Origin of the sequence: Paraburkholderia phytofirmans OLGA172 (assembly GCF_001634365.1) — a bacterium.
In the GTDB taxonomy this organism is placed as follows: domain Bacteria; phylum Pseudomonadota; class Gammaproteobacteria; order Burkholderiales; family Burkholderiaceae; genus Paraburkholderia.
This window is the reverse complement of record NZ_CP014579.1, coordinates 1445719-1462034: the sequence shown is the minus strand read 5'-3', so window position 1 is coordinate 1462034 and position 16316 is coordinate 1445719. Positions and strand designations below refer to the sequence as shown.

Here is a 16316-nt window from a genome sequence, read left to right as displayed (position 1 = left end):
GACCTCACGTTTCGACCGAGGCATCGACACCGCGAACGTGCGGGTGATGTCCGTGCTTGTCCACGATGTGCTCTGTCCGGGCGAGCTTTCGCAGAACGACATAGAAGATGGGCGTCAGCAGCAGCCCGAACAGGGTCACCCCAAGCATCCCGAAGAACACGGCGATACCGATGGCATGACGCATCTCCGAACCCGCGCCACCCGAAACAACCAGCGGCACCACGCCCATGATGAACGCGAAGGACGTCATCAGGATCGGTCGCAAACGCAGCCGGCTGGCCTCGATGGCAGCCTGCACGATCGAGCGCCCCTCCATCTCCAGCTCGCGGGCGAACTCGACAATGAGAATCGCGTTCTTCGCGGACAACCCGACCAGCACCATGAGGCCAATCTGCGTGAATATGTTGTTATCCCCGTGAGTCAGCCAGACGCCGAGCAACGCTGACAGCACGCTCATCGGCACAATCATCAGAATGGCCAGAGGCAATGTCAGGCTTTCATACATCGCCGCCAGCACCATGTAGACGAGCAGTACGCTGATCGGGAACACCCAGAGCGCGGCGTGGCCGGCAAGAATCTGCTGATAGGTCAGGTCAGTCCACTCGAACTTCATTCCGCGTGGCAACGTCTTCGCGGCGATCCTCTCGACCGCAGCCTGTGCCTGCCCCGATGAATAGCCCGGTGCGGGGCCGCCATTAATATCAGCTGCGGTGTAGCCGTTGTACCGGACGACCGAATCAGGACCGAAGGTCGGCGTGATTTTCACAAGGGTCGACAGCGGCACCATCTCACCCTTGTCGTTACGCGTCTTCAGCAATCCAATGTCGTCCATATTGGAGCGGAATGGCGCATCCGCCTGCACCCGCACCTGATAGACACGGCCGAAACGGTTGAAGTCATTGACATAGAACGAGCCGAGATAGATCTGCATCGTGTTGAAGATGTCGGTCACCGATACGCCCAGCTGCTTCGCCTTGACGCGGTCAACATCGGCATTCACCTGCGGCACGTTGATCTGGTACGTGGAGAACGACGGACCGAGCTCGGGCGCCTTCGCGGCCTCCTTGAGGAAAGCCTGGGTCGAATTGTCGAGCGCGGTATAACCTGCGGCCTGCTGGTCTTCGATCTGAAGCTTGAAACCACCCAGCGTGCCCAGGCCAAGAACCGGCGGCGGCGGGAAGACGGCGACGAACGCCCCTTTGATCCCGGAGAATCGCCTGTTCAGTTCCGCCGCAATGCTCAGACCCGTCATGGACTTGCTTTTACGCTCTTCGAAGGCCGTTTCGCTAAAGAAGATGACCGCCGAACTCGACGAGTTGGTGAACCCATTGATCGACAGCCCCGGGAACTGCACGGCTGCCTCGACACCGGGTGTCTTCAGGGCAATGTCCCCAACCTGTCGCACGATCGCTTCCGTCCGGTCGAGGGACGCGCCATTGGGCAGCTGCACGATAGCGACCAGGTACTGCTTGTCCTGAACGGGGACGAACCCACCGGGCACCACCTTGCCCATCAGAACCGTCAGCCCCAGCAGGACGGCGTAGAGGGCGAGGATCACGGCCTTGCGGTTGACGATCCTGGAGACCCCCCGGCTGTAAGACTCGGAGCCGCGATGAAAGACCTTGTTGAAGCCGTTGAAGAACGGTCCCAGCACCGTGTCCATGGCCCGGGAGAGCCAATCCTTCGGATCGTGATGCCCTTTGAGCAGAAGAGCGGAAAGAGCCGGTGAAAGCGTCAGCGAGTTGAACGCGGAGATGACCGTCGAAATTGCAATGGTCATCGCGAACTGCTTGTAGAACTGGCCCGTCAGACCACTCATGAACGCGAGCGGCACAAAAACGGCAATCAGCGTCAGGGCGATTGCGATAATCGGCCCGCTCACCTCCTGCATGGCCTGGTGGGTCGCTTCCTTTGGAGACAGGCCCGTGGCGATATTGCGCTCGACGTTTTCGACCACCACGATCGCGTCGTCGACCACGATGCCGATGGCCAGCACCATCCCGAAGAGCGACAGCGCGTTCACAGAAAAGCCAAATGCAAGCATCAGCGAGAACGTCCCGACAATCGAAACAGGTACCGCGATCAGCGGGATGATCGAGGCGCGCCACGATTGCAGAAAGACGATCACCACGAGTACGACCAGTGCGACAGCTTCCAGCAGCGTGTGAATAACGGCATGGATACTCGCACGCACGAACTGCGTCGGGTCATAGACGATCTCATACTTCACGCCTTCGGGCATATCCGCCTGGAGTGACTTCATCTCCTCCCGAACGTGCGCCGAAATATCCAGGGAGTTCGCGCCCGGCAGCTCGAAGATCGCCATCGCGACGGCCGACTTGTTGCTCAATAGCGATCGGCGCGCATATTCGGAGGCGCCCATTTCGACGCGCGCGACGTCCCTGAGCCGCGTCACGGCACCATCGGGTGAGGTCTTCAGGACGATATCGCGGAATTCATCTTCCGTCTGCAGCCGGCCCTGTGCATTCACGTTAAGCTGCAGCGGGACATCCGGAGTCGACGGAGACGCGCCAATCTGGCCGGCGGCAACCTGGAGGTTCTGGTCCCGGATCGCCGCCACCACCTCGTTTGCGGTCATGTTGTGCTCGGCCACCTTCTGCGGGTCGAGCCAGACGCGCATCGAGTAGTCGCCGGAACCCCACAGGGTGACCTGGCCGACGCCCGGAATACGCTCCAGACGGTCACGCACGTTGATGAGCGCATAGTTCCGCAGATACGTGCTGTTGTATTTCTCGCTCGGCGAAACAAGGTGGACGACCATGGTCAGCGTCGGAGACGACTTGATTGTCGTCACCCCAAGGCGCTGGACGTCTTCGGGCAGGCGGGGCAGCGCCTGGTTCACCCGGTTCTCGACCTGCTGCTGGGCAAGGTCGGGGTTCGTCCCGAGCTTGAACGTGATGGTCAGCGTGAGCGTGCCGTCGCTATTGGCCTGCGACTGCATGTACAGCATGTTCTCGACGCCGTTGATCTGTTCTTCAAGCGGCGAAGCAACCGTGTCGGCGATAACCTTGGGGTTGGCGCCAGGGTATTGCGCCGTCACCACGACGGATGGCGGTACGACGCTCGGATATTCCGATATGGGCAGATTGACCATCGAGATCAGACCCGCCAGCAGAATCACGGCTGACAGGACAGCCGCAAATATCGGACGTTCGATAAAAAATTTGGAGAGGTTCATGGCAGTCTCTGACTAGGTACGAGGCGCAAGGTGAAACGTGCGTACTCAGGACGCGCCCGTCGCGGCAGCGGCGTCGCCCGACATCTGCACGAGGTTCGGCTTGACGGGGTCGCCCGGACGGACTCGCTGCATGCCGTTCACAACAATGCGGTCACCCGGCTGCAGCCCGCCAGTGATCACGCGCAGGCCCCGCTGCTGGTCACCCAGCTTCACTTCGCGGTACTGGACCTTGTCTTCCTTGTCCACCAGCAGCACGAACTTCTTTTCCTGATCGGTCTGGATCGCCGCGTCGCTGACCAGCACGGCCGGATGCGGCGCGCCGCCCCCCACGCGAGCCCGAACGTAGAGCCCCGGCACCAGCACGCCGTCCGCGTTGTCAAAGCGCGCGCGCACCCGGATCGTCCCGGAACCGGTGTCAAGCCGGTTGTCCACGGAATCGATCACGCCCTGCCGGGAATAGCCCGTCTCGTTGGCCAGACCAATCCAGGTCGGAACCGTCACCTTCGAGTCGTGACTGAGAAAACGCAGGTACGTCCGCTCGTCGACGTCAAACGACGCATAGATGGGGGACATCGACACCAGGGTCGTCAGCACGGGCGCGTTGGCCCCTGTGGACACCACGTTGCCGACTGTCAGCAACGCACGGGAAACACGCCCGGACACGGGCGCCGCAATCGCCGTGTAGCCCAGATTGATCTGGGCCGCCTCTACGGCTGCTTTCGCCGCCTTCACCGCGGCAATGGCTTCGCGGTTTGCGTTCTGCGCCTCGTCATAGTCGCGTTTGGCGATCGCATTGTCGCTCAGCAGCCGCTGGGCACGCTCCCAGTCACTCGCGGCGTATCCGCTGCGGGACTCCGCCGAAGCGAGTTGCGCGGCGGCCCGATCGACCTCCGCCTGATACGGGCGCGGGTCGATGGTAAAAAGCGGGTCGCCCTTCCTGACCATCACGCCGTCCTGGAAGTGGACCGCAACGATCGTTCCCGAAACGAGGGGCCGGATCTGTACATCGTTGATGGCCTCGATCCGGCCTGAGTACTCCTGATAGTCGGTGATGGACCGCGAAACCACAGTCGCCACATCAACGTCCGCTGCGGGCGGCGCTGCCGCGGCAGCAGCCTCGGTGACCGGCGCGCCACCGTACGTGTGATACATCGCGCCAACGCCGGCGATGACCGCCAGGGAAATTGCGCTGGAGATAACCAGCTTACGCTTGAAGACCATTTCAAACTCCCGTTTTCTGGTGATATGAATCAGGATCAGGATCGCTCTGAAGTCGCGCCAAATACCCTGGTGAAGAAGGTGGCAACGTCAGCGAGCACCTCCTGTCGTGACGCCAGTTCGTTGTGCGCGACCTTTCCGTAGCGCGTAACCGTCGTGGGTACGCCCGCGGCAATCAGTTCTGCCGCGTACTTCTCGGCTTCCACGTGCATCAGGTCGTTCTCCGCGCTGGCAATGAAGGCAGCAGGCAGCCCCTTCAGGCGGCGAGACTCGATGGGCGCGGCGTACGGATGCAGCCGGTTCGACACGAACGGCAGATAGGCCCGGTAGCCCGACGCACACTCTTCTGCATGCATATCTGGATTTATATCGCTACCCAGATCGGCGATGCGCGTCATGCTCGGATCGAGCAGCGGTGCAAGCAGCGCCTGGGCGGAAAACCGGAACACGGCCTGGTCCCGAACCATGGCCGCCAGGCCCGCCGCCAGATTGCCGCCCGCGTCGTGTCCGGCCACAGCCATGCGCTTTACGTCTGCGGAAAGCGGACGCGCGTTGGTCACCACCCACTCCACGGCGCGGTATCCGTCGCATAGCGCGGTCGGGAATGGAAATTCCGGCGCCAGCGAGTAGCCCACGGATACCACCAGCGCCTCGACTTTCGCAGCCAGCTGCGAGCAGATCGCGTCGGCCTGCTCGGGCGCGCCCTTCACAAAGCCACCGCCGTGAAAGAAGAAGATGACGGGTAAAGCACCGCGCTTGACCGGAGGACGATAGGTGCGCAAGCGAATCGCCTGTGCGTGGCCGTCCAGCTCCACGCTCCCAATTTCAATCACCTGTTCGACATTTGTTTTCATACCTTTCAGGCCGGGGGCCTTCACGGATGTTTCGACAGGACGGATTGTGGTCGAAGATGTGAAACAGATAAATGGTTATAATCTAGAACACAATTCGCGGCAGCTGAACAAACCGGGCGGCAAAGCGCAAACTATCCGGCGCACGCCAGGCAAGTTCGTTGTATCCATCTGGATTGAGGATTGCTCGAATCGCTGGGTGGCCCATTCGACAAATATCTGAACTATGGCGAAAGGCGATCGGCACTTTCGCTAGCCATCGCGAGCGAAGGTTGGAGTTCTTCATCGCGACGGGTAAGGGGCAATCATTTGTGACAGGACGCCGGCCAGCTCATGGCGCGCAGTTTTCCCACCACATGTCATGAACGCGGGCTACGGGTTCGCTATGACGTCGCAAAGCACGATTGCCTCAAAAATCTTGCGGTCCCACAAACGGGATAGGCTTAACCGATCGAAGGGGCACAAATCTGCAGAAGCAGGTTGTCTTTGCTGGGTAAACGGTTGTCCCCGTTGAGGGGTGCGGCGTGAACGATGCCACCACCTGGCCAATACAGCCAACGGTCCTCGAGGCAAACTCAGAGTCGACATGCCGAGCTCACCCGAGCGAGTGGTCGTGATGCCGCGCATAGAGGAGTTCCGCGAACGGTACCCTGACGTCGAACTTATGCTTGGCTTTGGGGACTGCCCTGTGGACCTGATTCAGGAGGGAGTTAACTGCGCGCTCCGTGTGGGCCAGTTGGCGGACTCCAGCCTGGTCGCGCGACGGCTGGGCGCCCTCACCACGATAACCGCCGCACGTCCAGCCTACCTTCAGGCCCCACGTGCGGCCACTGCTGCGCCGAACGATCTCTCCCTCCCGATCGGGCGCCGGCGGTCCCGTAGAGGAGGATCCTGCGAGTCCGCCGCGCCCTCAATCCTTCGACGGCAGAAGCAGATATTTCTCGCCGGTCGCCTTGCGCTGGAAGCCGCGGATAACCTCGGGATCGAGCGCCTCGGCCATCGTGACTTCACGGGTATAGTGGCTGGCGAAGGTCGTCGTGATCTCGTTCGCGACGCGCTGACGCAGCTTCTGGTCTTCCTCGTACCCGATCCGCCGCAGATGATAAGACAGGAGCCAGCCACCGATGCCCCAGGCCATGCCAACACCGGGCGGAGTCGTGGTCGGCGAGAGATCAAGCCGGCCGTAAATGTAGACCTGCTTGTGGACCGGCGAGCCATACGGGCCATCGAGCGGCGTCTTGCCGACCTGAACGGCCTCCATCGCTGCAAGGATTTGGCCGGCGAGCGGGCCACCGCCGACTGCATCGAACGCCAGCGTGGCGCCGGTCGCGCTTATCGCCGCGAATAACTGTTCGCGGAATTCGGGCGCGGTCGAATCCACGATGTATTTCGCTCCGATCCCCTTGAGGATTTTCACCTGCTCGTCGCTGCGCACGATGTTCACCAGGTCGACGCCGTCGGCGATGCAGACCTTGTTGAGCATCTGGCCGAGATTCGAAGCGGCCGCAGTATGAACGAGCGCCTTGTGCCCCTCAAGCCGCATGGTCGAAAGCATACCCAGCGCGGCCAGCGGATTGACGAACGCGGCGGCCGCCTGCTTCGGCGTGACGCCTTCCGGGAACACGAGCGCGTCGCGCGCGCGCACCTTGCGATAGCGCGTGAACATCGCTCCGTCGAAGGCGCCAACGACCTTGCCGATCAGGTGCTTCGCGTTCTCGCCGGCATCGACCACCACGCCAGCGCCCTCGTTGCCCATCGCCAGCGACTTGCCCTCGCGCCCGGCGGCGAGCATGGCGAGCCGCGGCAGGACCTTGGCCGTCGTGACGGGCCGTCCCTCCGACGTACTGGCGCTGAGCGTCGACAGGTCGGCAGGACCGAGCAGCGTCCCGAGGTCCGACGGGTTGATCGGCGCCGCGTCCACCCGCATCACCACCTCATCGGGTCCCGGCGCGGGGACCAATACGTCCTCCAGCGAGAGCCGCACTTCACCTTCCGACGTTATCAGCGACCGCAATTCCAGCGTGGTCGTACTCATCATTTTCTCTTTCTCCTAACCGTTTTCACCAAGCTCGACCGATCCGCAGCTCACAACTCGCCGACGCTGCGCCCGACATTGAGTTCGAAATCGCTGGCAGTGTTCAGTCCGCGCTCGCGCGACTTGATCATCCGTGCGATTGCCGACGGCCATTGCAGGGTCCCGCCGAACGCCAACTGGGTCGACTGGAGCTGCACCGGATCAGGCAGGCCAGTCTTGTTGAGGATCGACTTGGCGGTGCTCAGTGCCTGGGAATCGAACGACAGGATGCGCCGCACGAAATTGGCGACGAAGCCGTCAAGTTCCGCATCCGGGAGCGCACGATTGACCCAGCCATAGAGTTCGGCCGTCGCCGCGTCGAAATCGTCGGAACCCAGTACGATCTCTAGCGCTCGAGCGCGTCCGACGGCCAGCGGCAGGCGCTCAAGCGCGCCGCCGCCCGGGATGAGGCCGAAACCGACCTCCGGCTGACCGAAGATAGCCCTTTCACGACTGGCAAACCGCATGTCGCAGGCAAGCGCGAACTCGGCGCCGCCCCCACGCGCGCGGCCGCGGACGATCGCGATGCTGATGACGTTGCTCTGTGCGAGCCGGACCGCGGCGTCGATCCAGCGCGGCTTGCCGAAGCGGCTGGTCGACTCCCCGACGCCATAGTGCGCGATGAAATAGTCGGGATTGGCGCTCTCGAAGGTCACCACCTTGAGCGTCGGCTCAGCCTCCATCGCTCCGACCAGGTCGAAAAGCTCGTCGTACATCTGATCGTCGATCGTGTTGATCGGCGGATGATCGAAGCTCACGCGCCAGTGACCCGGTGTCTTCTTGTCTATGACAAGCCTGTTTTGCACGCTACTCATGTTGTTCTCCTATTTCGAGTGTCGCCCGTAACCCGTCCTTCAATTCAGCGTAGCGCCGAGAGACATACCGCGGCCTCCGCCTCATGCTTTCGCGCCCGATCCGAATCCGCGCCCCTTGGCAGCCATTGACTTCCGTCGAGACAATCGGTTCAATAATGAGACTAATTGACTTTACGCGCCTCCGCAAGCGCTTTCTTGCGAAGGCGTCCGATACCGGCCGATCGCGCTGGACGGTCGGGAATTCGGCCGTTAAGATATTTGGTTGGAAATTCGGTCAGCATGAGAATTGGGAATGGAACGCAAGAACCGCGGCGACCCGGACTGCCCGATGGCGAGATCGGTCAACATCATCGGCGAATGGGGTAGTCTGATGATCATTCGTGAGGCGTTCGTCGGCGTGACTCGCTTCGACGACTTCCAGAAACGGCTGGGCATGTCGCGCAACCTGCTAACCGCCCGCCTCAAGACGCTAGTGGCGGGAGGCGTGCTCGAGCGCCGGCCAGTGAGCAGCAACGGCCGGCGGCTCGAATATGTCCTGACGCCGATGGGCGAAGACCTGCTGACAACCATCGTCGCGCTCAGACAATGGGGGGATCGCTGGCTGTTCGCGCCCGCCCCCCATCCCAACGACATGGTCGATATCACCGACGGCTCGCTCCTCGAGGATCTGAAGATCCGGTCGATCAACGGGCGTGCCGTCCCGCGCAAGGATATCCGGCTGCGCCCGACGCAGCAGAAATAGCGCGGCGGTACTCAGTCCCGAACCGCGCGCACCTGGCATGCGCCGGGTTCATGCATCGCGCTCTAAAAAAGACCTGGCTCGCGCGACGCCGAGTGTCCCCAGGTCAGCCGGACCCGGGCATGATCACAACGCCAGATTGCACTTCGTTCTTCAGTTGTTCTGACGGCTTTGCCACATTGCCGGAGCCATCGCGTAAGAAGACGCGATGAAGAAAACGAAATCGCTTTATCAGTGTCACCGCTTCCCGGCGGCCGCTATCAGTTGTGCGGCGGGCGGCCACGCTGGCCGCCCGAAGACGCTACGAATCGCGTCGGCTCCCGCCATCAACTGGCGTTCAGATCGTCTCGATCGCGAGCGCGATGCCCTGGCCACCGCCAATACACAAGGTGACGATGCCGCGCTTCAGGTTATCGCGACGCATCGAGTGGATGAGACGTGTGGTCAGCACGGCGCCCGTTGCGCCGATCGCGTGGCCGTGCGCAATCGCTCCGCCTTCGACGTTGACGATATCCTCCGCGAGTCCGAGCGTCTGGATGACCGCAAGTGGGACGGCCGCGAACGCTTCGTTGATTTCCACGCGATCGACGTCGGACAGCTTCCACCCGGCACGCTGCAGTGCGATCTCGACAGCCGGGACCGGACCCAGACCGAACATTCCGGGTTTCACTGCCGCCACGCCGTAAGCGACCAGACGGGCGGCCGGCGCGATGCCGTGCGCATCGGCGAACTCGCGCGACGCGACCAGCATCGCGGCTGCGCCGCTGTTAAGTCCCGGCGCATTCCCGGCTGTAATCGTGCCATCCGGGCGGAACGCCGGCCGAAGCTTCGCGAGCGCTTCGACAGTGCTGTCCGGCCGCGGCTGCTCGTCTTGCGAGAAAACCGCAGCGCCCTTCTTGCCTTTGATCTCGACACCGACCAGTTCCCCGTCGAACAGGCCTCGAGCCTGAGCCGCCGTGAAACGCTGCTGCGATCGCGCCGCCCAGCTGTCCTGCTGTTCGCGCGTCATGCGCATCTCGGCGACGAGATCTTCGGTATGCCAACCCGAATGTTCGTCGGAGAACGCATCCACGAGGCCATCGCGCAACATGCTGTCATACACTTGCGCATGCCCCATCCGCTGACCCCAACGAGCGTTCGGCAGCAAGTAAGGCGCACGCTCCATGCTTTCCATCCCGCCGGCAATCGATGCGTCGGCAAATCCGAGCCAGATCTCCTGCGCCGCATTCACGATCGCCTGCGCGCCCGAACCGCACACGCGATTGACAGTCAGCGCGGGGACCTCGACCGGCAGACCGGCGCCGATCGCAGCCTGGCGAGCGGGGTTCATCTTGTTTCCGGCCTGAATCACGTTGCCCATCACGACCGAGTTGATCTTCGACGCGTCCGCGCCGCTACGGCGCAGCGTCTCGCGCACCGCGACAGCGCCAAGGTCCACCGCCGGCACATCTTTCAGCGACCCGCCGAATGCGCCGATTGGCGTACGGACCGGATTGCAGATGACGACTTCACGTGCTTCCATGATTGCTCCTTTAACAGAAAACGAAATCCGTTCAACAATTCGCCGCATCGACTCGCTGAACTCTTGATACGCAGGGTTCTAAATTCCGGTCATGCCGTTGTCATGTCGAACAATTCCGCTCGCAACGCTTTGGCCCGATCGCTTCCGAACTTCGATTCGAACTCCGCTTGAGCAGCCAACCATGCCGGGCGTGCTCGCGAGAGCGTCCTGGTTCCACTCCTTGTCAACCTGAACACATGCGCGCGCGCATCATGCGCAGACGCTTCAGTGTCGACCAGCCCATCTCGCTGCAAAGGTTTAAGCGCTCTGAGAAGCGACGTACGCTCCATCACTATGGCCTCGGTCAGCTCAACCATGGTCATGCGGGGGTGTCGGGCCAGGTGCGCCATGATCGTGAATTGAGCTGGCGTGACCCCGGCCTGGCTCAGGTGGCGGTCATACACCTGCGTGACATAGCGTGCCGCCTGTCGCAGCGCAAAGCAGTTGCACTCGGAATGAGAGACGTTTTTATCCATGCTGCAAACTTTATATGGTGTGTACGGACACATACAAGAGGATTTTTACGGGTGGTACGCGCCACACATATATGTCCAGGCGCATCATTTTCGATGCCCCTTCCGGTGGCATGGATGTCGTCGCATCATGCTTGCCGTCGCGGCCGAAGCTATATACTGGCACACGCCACGAAATTCTATTGCTGAGGTATACCTTGTACCTTGCTCGACAGAGCACTTCGCGCAGCGTCGTTTCCACTGAGGTCTGATTAATGAAGATACTGGTACTGGGTGCAGGTGCGATCGGCGCGTACTACGGGGCGCGTCTCATCCAAGCCCGGGCGGACAGCCTCACGCTGACGTACGATGCATCAAACGAACCCAAGCGCGTTGGCGGCTTCGATTCGCACGCGTCCGCCGCCCGGACGCGAGTCACCCCACGTTATCGCCGGCGAGACGTGCACGAGCGCCTCATAGACACTCGTCGAGTCATTCGCCGGACACCATTGCTACCCAGGAGGCCCCTATGCCACTCGTCCGAATCAACACATCCAGCAACACCCCAGCGGAAAATGTTCAAGCCATCAGCGACGTCGTCTACGACGCGATGATCGCGGTTGCCAACGTGCCGCTTGACGACAGATTTCAGATCATCAGCCGGCACTCGAATGATGAGTTGGTCTACCCGGAGAACGGCTACCTCGGAATCCGCTACACCCCCGACATCACGTTCATCCAGGTGACCTGGAACGCCGGGCGCAGTGTTGAAGTCAAGAAGGCGTTTTACAAAGCGGTCGCCGACGGAATCAGCGAAAAAACCGGCATTCGCAAGGAGGATGTATGGATCAGCCTGATCGACGTTCCTCGCGAAAACTGGTCGTTTGGAAACGGGGAGATGCAATACGCTCCCGGCGAATAACGACTCGGCGCGAGAGTAATCAGTCTGCCACACCGTTACAGCTGAGGAACTGATCGAGTCGCGCTGCAGCCGTACCCCACACGATGCCGGTGCAGCGCCCAGATGCTCGAGCGGCCCGCCTTGGGTGCCTCGCCAGATTTTGCACGCTCTCCAAAGTCTGGCGAGGCTTAAATCGACTGCGAACTCAGAACATGTGACGGATGCCCGCCATCACACCAACCTGACCTTGACCCGGCGCCGGCGTGGTGCCTCCGCCGCCCGAGCTCGCGGAGTACCTCGCGTGGCTGCTGTTGGCGAGATACGCGCCCTGCAGATAAACCGCCGTTTGCTTTGAAAGGAAGTAAGTCCCGCGCAGAACACCAAGCGTCGCGCGTGCGTCCTGACCGCTTACGATTACGCGGTACGCTCCGCCGTCAAGCGCGAAATCCGGAACAATCTGGTAGCTGGCACTAACGTAAAAGAGATTTGAGTGAACATTCGGGCCAGCCGACGAATCCGTATTAACCCAACGTCCAATCCAGCCGCCGGCCAACTTCACGCCGTAGAGACGCACATAGCTGTTAACTTGCGCGCGGTCGTCCTTATCACCGTTAGAGGTGAGCGGCAGCGGTTTGACGCCATCGAAGAAGTTCGCGGCAGCGCCCGTACCACCGCGCTGCTCCTCATACGACGCTGCACCGCCGTACCAGGGGCCGTCGTACTTCAGCATCGCAGACCACGAGCGGCATTCCGTCATCTCACCCGGCACCTGACCAGCGCAAGTACCCTGTCCCGGCGAATTGCCAGTTCCGGTCGAATCGCGACCAAATGAATACGACGCGCCCACGGTGAGGCCACCGAACTTGCCGCGGTATGCAATCGAGTTGTCGCTTCGCGCATTAGGGATGTATGAGTCCAACGAGCCCATGCCGTAGATGTTCGGCCCGATAACGTCGGCGTCGAGAACCGCCAGGTAAGTCATCGTGTACTGTCGGCCAAATGACAGTGTTCCGTATGGGCCATCAATGCCTACCCAGCTCTGACGGCCGAACAGTCGACCGCCCTGTCCCATCGAGCCGGTCCCGACGTTGAATCCGTTCTCCAGAACGAAGAGCGCCTTGTAGCCTCCACCAAGATCTTCTGTGCCGCGGATACCCCAGCGTGACGGAATTTCGCCGGTGATCGATGGCATGCGAACAATACCATCGCCAGCCGCATTCGCGTGCGAGACGTATTCAACGCCGGTATCGATGATGCCGTAAAGGGTGACACTACTCTGCGCAAATGAAGATGCACTGACTGCGCAAAGCGCACCGCCGAGGAGATACTTCGCTTTCATCGTTGCCTCCAAATCCATTTTTTAATCAATTTATATTTTTCTACCGATCGTTCTGTGGTTATATTTATCTATATAGTTAGTATTCCTAGTTTATATAAATATTATTCGGCTTCGTAAATTGCGGCACCGATTTGCCTACCAATTCACAGCTGTCACGAACGAGTCGTTAAAGAAATTGTTCTCCACCAAACCACATTCAGTACGAAATACGTGGCGAGCAGCGTCAATCATCAACGGGTTGCCACACGCATACACCTCGAATCCCGACAAGTCCGGATGATCCTTCTGGACGGCTTCATGTACGAAGCCGGTCCGCCCCCGCCACTGGTCATCAGGATCCGAAAGCACAGGCACGAACTTGAGGTTCGCTGCAGAGTTCGCCCACGCCATCGCCTCCTCCATGGCATACAGGTCCTCCTCGCGGCGGCCACCCCAGTAAAATGTCGCCCCACGTTTCGCGAGACTGCCGCCATGAGCGCGCATCATCGAGGCAATAGGCGCGTATCCGGTACCCGAGGCAAGGAAAATCAACGGCGCCTCCGAGTCACGCAACGTGAACGATCCGAAGGGTCCTTCGATACGCAAAAGATCGCGTGCCTTGAGATTCTGGTAGACATGCTGCGAGAAGCGACCAGCAGGCATGGCACGAATGTGCCACTCGACCCGACCGTCGTCCGCTGGCACATTGGCCATCGAATAGCTACGGCGCGCCCCGTCTCGCAACACGACGTCGACATATTGGCCAGGGTTGAACTTAAAATCACTGCCCGCCGGAGTCTGAACACGGACGACCGCCACATCCCCGCTAACGCGATCGACCGATGTCACGCGGGCGCCCATCTTGACAATGCGGCGGCCAGGGACGCTTGCGACCTCGGGAGCATCGAGGACGACGTCTGATGTGGGTATCGCCAGACAGGTCAGGCAATGGCCGGGCTTCAAACCGTCCGGAGTTACACCCGCGGCATATCGGACGTCACCTGAAACGACGCGGGTCTCGCACGCGCGGCACTCGCCGCGACGGCAACTGTGCTTCGGGAAGAATCCGGCAGCTAATGCAGTATCGAGCACGGTCGAGTCACTCTCCGACGGCAACGCCACATTCGACGGTTCAAATTTCACTACAAACGTCGTCATCATCTCTTCCCGAATTACAAAGCCGCCTTTGCTGCCACTAGTGCTTGACGCTCAGCTGTCAAATCGAGAGCCACGTCAACGATCATGTCTTCCTGCCCGCCAACCATCCGCCGTCTGCCGAGTTCAACGAGGATGTCCACGGTCTTAAGGCCGTACTTCTTCGCCGCCACTTCCGAGTGACGCAGGAAGCTCGAATAGACGCCAGCGTAGCCGAGAGCAAGTGTTTCCCGGTCAACGCGGACCGGACGGTCCTGCAATGGGCGAACAATATCGTCGGCAGCGTCCATCAGCGTGTAGAGGTCAGTTCCGTGATTCCACCCCATACGCTCCGCCGCGGCGATGAACACCTCGAGCGGCGCGTTGCCGGCGCCAGCGCCCATGCCCGCGAGCGAGGCATCTATTCGGTCACAGCCTTCTTCCACCGCTACGATGGAATTGGCAACGCCCAGCGAAAGGTTGTGGTGCGCGTGCATGCCGGTCTGAGTTTCGGGTTTGAGAACCTGTTTTACGGCACGGAATCGATCGCGTACGTCGTTCATCGTCAATGCCCCACCGGAATCGACCACGTAAATGCAGGTCGCGCCGTAGCATTCCATTTTCTTTGCTTCGACTGCGAGATTTTCCGGCGTGGTCATATGGCTCATCATCAGAAAGCCGACTGTATCCATGCCTAGTTCGCGCGCGTATTCGATGTGCTGCTTCGAGATGTCGGCTTCAGTGCAATGCGTTGCGACGCGAACGATGCGAGCGCCTGCCTGATAGGCTGCCTTCAGGTCGTGAATCGTGCCGATACCGGGTAGCAACAGCGTCGCGATCTTCGAATGCTTGACTACGTCCGCGACAGCCTCGATCCACTCCAGGTCGCTGAACGCGCCAAAGCCGTAGTTGAAACTTGACCCTTGAAGGCCATCGCCGTGCGCGACTTCGATGCTGTCGACTTTCGCCTTATCCAACGCTTGCGCAATATCCTGCACATTCTGGATCGAATACTGATGGCGAATCGCGTGGCTACCGTCGCGCAGCGTCACATCCGAGATATAAAGTTTCTTGTTCATGGTCGTTGCTCCTTAAACGCCTTGTACGCTCAGAAGCGTCTGCGCCATCCTCTCGGCGGTCGCGAGTGCGGCTGAAGTCATGATGTCGAGATTGCCTGCGTACGCGGGCAGATAATGCGCGGCGCCTTCCACTTCGAGGAACACCGAAGTCTTGAGGCCCGCGAATCTGCCAAGGCCCGGAATGTTGAGCGGTGCATTGGCGGGAATCTCGTCGAACTGCACCTTCTGCTTGAGTCGATAGCCTGGTACGTAGGCATGCACCTTCGCGACCGTTTCTTCGATTGATTGCTCGACCTTTTCTCTATCCGCAAAGTCGGACAGGGTGTAGACCGTGTCGCGCATCATCATCGGAGGCTCGGCCGGATTGAGCACGATGATTGCCTTACCCTTCGCCGCCCCGCCGACCGCCTCGATTGCTTTGGAGGTGGTCTCGGTGAATTCGTCGATGTTCGCGCGCGTGCCAGGCCCCGCCGATTTACTGCTGATGGACGCGACGATTTCCGCGTAGTGCACCTTTACGATGCGCGATACGGCCGCTACGACAGGAATCGTCGCCTGGCCACCGCACGTCACCATGTTGACATTAGGCGCGTCGATGTGCGTGTCGAGGTTGACTACCGGTACGCAATATGGGCCGATTGCGGCCGGCGTGAGGTCAATCACGCGAATCGACGGTTTCAATCCGCGCAGGAGTGCATCGTTTTTGACGTGTGCGCCCGCGGAGGTCGCATCAAACACGAAATCGATGTCGTCGAAGACAGGCAGACGTGTCAGGCCTTCGACACCATCGTGCGTCGTTGCTATGCCCAGGCGAGCGGCCCGCGCGAGGCCATCCGAGTTGGGGTCGATGCCAACCATCGCGGCCATTTCTATATGCTGACTATGGCGCATGATCTTGATCATCAAGTCGGTGCCGATGTTGCCCGAGCCAATGATGGCTGCTTTAAGTTTCATATAACTCTCCTGGTCCGGATT

At 60.6% G+C, this 16316-nt stretch carries 14 protein-coding genes and 1 pseudogene; 4 read left to right on the top strand and 11 right to left on the bottom strand.

The window, feature by feature from the left end; genetic code table 11:
• Window positions 1–4: 4 nt before the first annotated feature.
• The 3 genes from AYM40_RS26625 to AYM40_RS26615 are packed head-to-tail and all read right to left on the bottom strand — an operon-like array spanning window position 5 to window position 5271.
• Complete coding sequence (locus AYM40_RS26625) at window positions 5–3199, bottom strand: efflux RND transporter permease subunit (protein WP_063499143.1); 3195 nt, start codon at window positions 3197–3199, stop codon at window positions 5–7.
• 45 nt (window positions 3200–3244) lie between these two features.
• A complete protein-coding gene (locus tag AYM40_RS26620; protein ID WP_063499142.1) occupies window positions 3245–4420 on the bottom strand; it encodes an efflux RND transporter periplasmic adaptor subunit in 1176 nt (391 codons plus the stop codon).
• 35 nt (window positions 4421–4455) lie between these two features.
• Window positions 4456–5271, bottom strand: coding sequence for an alpha/beta hydrolase (locus AYM40_RS26615; protein WP_063499141.1), 816 nt, complete (start codon window positions 5269–5271; stop codon window positions 4456–4458).
• Between the two features lie 514 nt (window positions 5272–5785).
• Between AYM40_RS26615 and AYM40_RS39060 the strand changes: the two are divergent.
• Window positions 5786–6106, top strand: a pseudogene (locus AYM40_RS39060) (LysR substrate-binding domain-containing protein); the annotation flags it as partial.
• Window positions 6107–6178: 72 nt separating this feature from the next.
• On the opposite strand, the gene AYM40_RS26610 reads toward AYM40_RS39060, so the two are convergent.
• Together AYM40_RS26610 and AYM40_RS26605 are read right to left on the bottom strand one after the other, a co-directional pair.
• Window positions 6179–7306 carry a zinc-binding dehydrogenase gene (locus tag AYM40_RS26610; RefSeq protein ID WP_236721099.1) on the bottom strand — a complete coding sequence of 376 codons (1128 nt, stop codon included), beginning with the start codon at window positions 7304–7306 and terminating at the stop codon, window positions 6179–6181.
• Between the two features lie 47 nt (window positions 7307–7353).
• Window positions 7354–8100 carry an enoyl-CoA hydratase/isomerase family protein gene (locus tag AYM40_RS26605; RefSeq protein WP_201788180.1) on the bottom strand — a complete coding sequence of 249 codons (747 nt, stop codon included), beginning with the start codon at window positions 8098–8100 and terminating at the stop codon, window positions 7354–7356.
• Window positions 8101–8449: 349 nt separating this feature from the next.
• Between AYM40_RS26605 and AYM40_RS26600 the strand changes: the two genes are divergently transcribed.
• Window positions 8450–8899: a winged helix-turn-helix transcriptional regulator gene (locus tag AYM40_RS26600; protein ID WP_063499139.1), complete on the top strand. Its 450-nt coding sequence runs from the start codon at window positions 8450–8452 to the stop codon at window positions 8897–8899.
• A gap of 334 nt (window positions 8900–9233) precedes the next feature.
• Here AYM40_RS26600 and AYM40_RS26595 read toward each other — a convergent pair whose 3' ends face one another.
• Both AYM40_RS26595 and AYM40_RS26590 read right to left on the bottom strand, forming a co-directional pair.
• Window positions 9234–10418 (bottom strand): thiolase family protein, encoded by a 1185-nt coding sequence (locus tag AYM40_RS26595; protein WP_063499138.1) that lies wholly within the window; start codon window positions 10416–10418, stop codon window positions 9234–9236.
• 89 nt (window positions 10419–10507) lie between these two features.
• Window positions 10508–10933 carry a MarR family winged helix-turn-helix transcriptional regulator gene (locus AYM40_RS26590; protein WP_063499137.1) on the bottom strand — a complete coding sequence of 142 codons (426 nt, stop codon included), beginning with the start codon at window positions 10931–10933 and terminating at the stop codon, window positions 10508–10510.
• 251 nt (window positions 10934–11184) lie between these two features.
• Here AYM40_RS26590 and AYM40_RS42725 point away from each other — a divergent pair, with 251 nt between their 5' ends.
• Together AYM40_RS42725 and AYM40_RS26585 are read left to right on the top strand one after the other, a co-directional pair.
• Window positions 11185–11523 carry a ketopantoate reductase family protein gene (locus tag AYM40_RS42725; RefSeq protein WP_236721098.1) on the top strand — a complete coding sequence of 113 codons (339 nt, stop codon included), beginning with the start codon at window positions 11185–11187 and terminating at the stop codon, window positions 11521–11523.
• On the top strand, window positions 11439–11831 hold the full coding sequence (locus AYM40_RS26585; protein ID WP_063499136.1) for a tautomerase family protein: 393 nt from the start codon (window positions 11439–11441) through the stop codon (window positions 11829–11831). The genes AYM40_RS42725 and AYM40_RS26585 overlap by 85 nt, the downstream gene beginning before the upstream one ends.
• A gap of 184 nt (window positions 11832–12015) precedes the next feature.
• Here AYM40_RS26585 and AYM40_RS26580 read toward each other — a convergent pair whose 3' ends face one another.
• The 4 genes from AYM40_RS26580 to AYM40_RS26565 all read right to left on the bottom strand — a co-directional run bounded on the left by AYM40_RS26580 (window position 12016) and on the right by AYM40_RS26565 (window position 16295).
• Window positions 12016–13149, bottom strand: a complete 1134-nt coding sequence (locus tag AYM40_RS26580) for a porin (protein ID WP_236721097.1) — start codon at window positions 13147–13149, stop codon at window positions 12016–12018.
• Window positions 13150–13284: 135 nt separating this feature from the next.
• The gene (locus AYM40_RS26575) at window positions 13285–14289 is read right to left on the bottom strand and encodes an FAD-binding oxidoreductase (RefSeq protein ID WP_082855321.1); all 1005 of its coding nucleotides are present in this window, start codon (window positions 14287–14289) and stop codon (window positions 13285–13287) included.
• Window positions 14290–14300: 11 nt separating this feature from the next.
• On the bottom strand, window positions 14301–15341 hold the full coding sequence (dmpG, locus tag AYM40_RS26570) for a 4-hydroxy-2-oxovalerate aldolase (protein ID WP_063499134.1): 1041 nt from the start codon (window positions 15339–15341) through the stop codon (window positions 14301–14303).
• 12 nt (window positions 15342–15353) lie between these two features.
• Complete coding sequence (locus AYM40_RS26565) at window positions 15354–16295, bottom strand: acetaldehyde dehydrogenase (acetylating) (RefSeq protein WP_063499133.1); 942 nt, start codon at window positions 16293–16295, stop codon at window positions 15354–15356.
• Window positions 16296–16316 lie beyond the last annotated feature (21 nt).

Bases quoted from the DNA above. Each gene is read 5' to 3' on its own strand.
- AYM40_RS26625 (WP_063499143.1), bottom strand. From the start codon at position 3,199: ATGAACCTCTCCAAATTTTTTATCGAACGTCCGATATTTGCGGCTGTC.
- AYM40_RS26620 (WP_063499142.1), bottom strand. From the start codon at position 4,420: ATGGTCTTCAAGCGTAAGCTGGTTATCTCCAGCGCAATTTCCCTGGCG.
- AYM40_RS26615 (WP_063499141.1), bottom strand. From the start codon at position 5,271: ATGAAAACAAATGTCGAACAGGTGATTGAAATTGGGAGCGTGGAGCTG.
- AYM40_RS26610 (WP_236721099.1), bottom strand. From the start codon at position 7,306: ATGATGAGTACGACCACGCTGGAATTGCGGTCGCTGATAACGTCGGAA.
- AYM40_RS26600 (WP_063499139.1), top strand. From the start codon at position 8,450: ATGGAACGCAAGAACCGCGGCGACCCGGACTGCCCGATGGCGAGATCG.
- AYM40_RS26595 (WP_063499138.1), bottom strand. From the start codon at position 10,418: ATGGAAGCACGTGAAGTCGTCATCTGCAATCCGGTCCGTACGCCAATC.
- AYM40_RS26590 (WP_063499137.1), bottom strand. From the start codon at position 10,933: ATGGATAAAAACGTCTCTCATTCCGAGTGCAACTGCTTTGCGCTGCGA.
- AYM40_RS42725 (WP_236721098.1), top strand. From the start codon at position 11,185: ATGAAGATACTGGTACTGGGTGCAGGTGCGATCGGCGCGTACTACGGG.
- AYM40_RS26585 (WP_063499136.1), top strand. From the start codon at position 11,439: ATGCCACTCGTCCGAATCAACACATCCAGCAACACCCCAGCGGAAAAT.
- AYM40_RS26580 (WP_236721097.1), bottom strand. From the start codon at position 13,149: ATGAAAGCGAAGTATCTCCTCGGCGGTGCGCTTTGCGCAGTCAGTGCA.
- AYM40_RS26575 (WP_082855321.1), bottom strand. From the start codon at position 14,289: ATGATGACGACGTTTGTAGTGAAATTTGAACCGTCGAATGTGGCGTTG.
- dmpG (WP_063499134.1), bottom strand. From the start codon at position 15,341: ATGAACAAGAAACTTTATATCTCGGATGTGACGCTGCGCGACGGTAGC.
- AYM40_RS26565 (WP_063499133.1), bottom strand. From the start codon at position 16,295: ATGAAACTTAAAGCAGCCATCATTGGCTCGGGCAACATCGGCACCGAC.